General features: G+C 59.0%; 2 protein-coding genes. Both read right to left on the reverse strand.

The genetic code is table 11. From position 1 onward, the window contains the following. A partial coding sequence (locus A2I95_RS36585) for a TRAP transporter small permease (RefSeq protein WP_291737394.1) occupies positions 1-269 on the reverse strand: 269 nt, incomplete at its 3' end. Between the two features lie 69 nt (positions 270-338). Next, a complete protein-coding gene (dctP, locus tag A2I95_RS36590) occupies positions 339-1355 on the reverse strand; it encodes a TRAP transporter substrate-binding protein DctP (protein WP_027257882.1) in 1017 nt (338 codons plus the stop codon). Between the last annotated feature and the right edge of the window lie 232 nt (positions 1356-1587).

Consider the following 1587-nt stretch of genomic DNA (forward strand, 5'->3'; position numbering starts at 1 on the left):
AAGTCATAGATCGCCGACATCCGGATGTGGCGGGCGTTGCGCGCGGCATAGCTGATGCCGGCAAAGGTGATCAGGATGATCAGGATCCGGTTCAGCTCTTCGGTAAAGAAGATGGAGTTTCCCAGCACGAACCGCCCCACCACATTGGCCACGGTATTGGCGGCCATCAGCAGAACCCCTGCCGCTAGCAGGAATGATTCAATGCGGCTGATGGCGCTGTCGATCACACCCAGAAACCCGGGCAGCGCTGACTCGTGTGACTGTTGCATTGCTTCCTCCCCAGGCGCGAATGCTGCTGAGCAGGCAGGACCCGCTCAGCACTGTTTGCAGGACAGGCGTCAGTTGGCGGTGGCCGCCAGGTCTGCCTTCAACTGTTCCAGGATCGCGGCGCCGCTGTCGCCGGTCATCTCGATGAACTTGGCCTCGACCTCAGCCGCCGCTTCCTTGAAGCAGCTACGCTGATCATCGTTCAGCACCGTCACCTGCATTTCCGGTTTGGCTTCCATGATCTTGGCCAGCTCACTCTCGGCAGCCTGCTGCTGGTAAACTACGGTGTGGTCATAGGCGGCCTGCGCCGCGTTTTGCACAACCTGCTGCTCCTCGGCGCTGAGGCCGTCATAGAAGTCCTTGTTGGCCATCACAGCAGTGGTGAAGTTGTTGTGGCCGGCGTAGGTGATGTAATCTGTGACCTCATAGATCTTGGTTGAATAGAGGAAGAACGTCGGGTTCTCCTGCCCCTGGATCACATTGGTCTGCAGCCCGCCGTAAACCTCGCCCCAGGGCAGCGGCGTCGGGGTGGCGCCAAAGGCTTTGTAGCTTTCGACCAGCAGTGGGTTGGTCATCACCCGGAACTTCACCTCGTCCAGATCGGCGCAGGTGGTGACCGGTGTCTTGGTGGTCATCGCCACTTCGCCTTCGGGGAACATGTTCAGCAATTCCAGCCCCTGCTCGGCATAAAGCGGCTTGAACATGCCGTTGATCGCCTTGCTCTCCTTGTAAAAGCGCGCCAGGTGATCCTGATCGGTCGGCAGCAGATAGGGCACAAAGAACACCTGCGCTTCGGGAATCAGCGAGCCGGTAAAGCCCGGCGACTGGTCCACAAACTGCAGGATACCGTCCTGGGTCTGCTCCATGATGTCGGCCGATTCACCCAGTGTGCCATAGGGGAACAGCTGGATCTCGTGATCCGAGTTCGCCTCGATCTCTTCCTTGAATTTCTGCGCATAGACGCCCTGCACATCGGCCATTGCCTCTTCAAAGGCATAGCGCCAAGTGTCGGCCTGCACCGCGCTGTCCGCCAGAACAATCCCCGCCGCAGTCAGGGCACCGAAGGTGATTTTGACAGTTTGAGCCATGTTTTCCTCCCAAGTCTCTTGGGTGCCTGAGCACCGCTGCGCCAGACTTGAAAGGAATTGTACTGCATGTCAATTTTTTTATTGTCGCAGGACAATCAGTATGTAAAGGGCGCAACTCCCTCTGGCGGGCCGCCCAGCATGCCGGCGATCAGCTCTAACGCCTGCCTGAACCGCCCCAGATCCTGGACGCTGCCGAGCGACAGACGCACTGCATTCTGCGGCGGCGTCTTGG

This window comes from Leisingera sp. F5 (genome assembly GCF_001593695.1).

Coding starts and splice junctions, on each gene's coding strand:
- dctP (WP_027257882.1), bottom strand. CDS start 1,355: ATGGCTCAAACTGTCAAAATCACCTTCGGTGCCCTGACTGCGGCGGGG.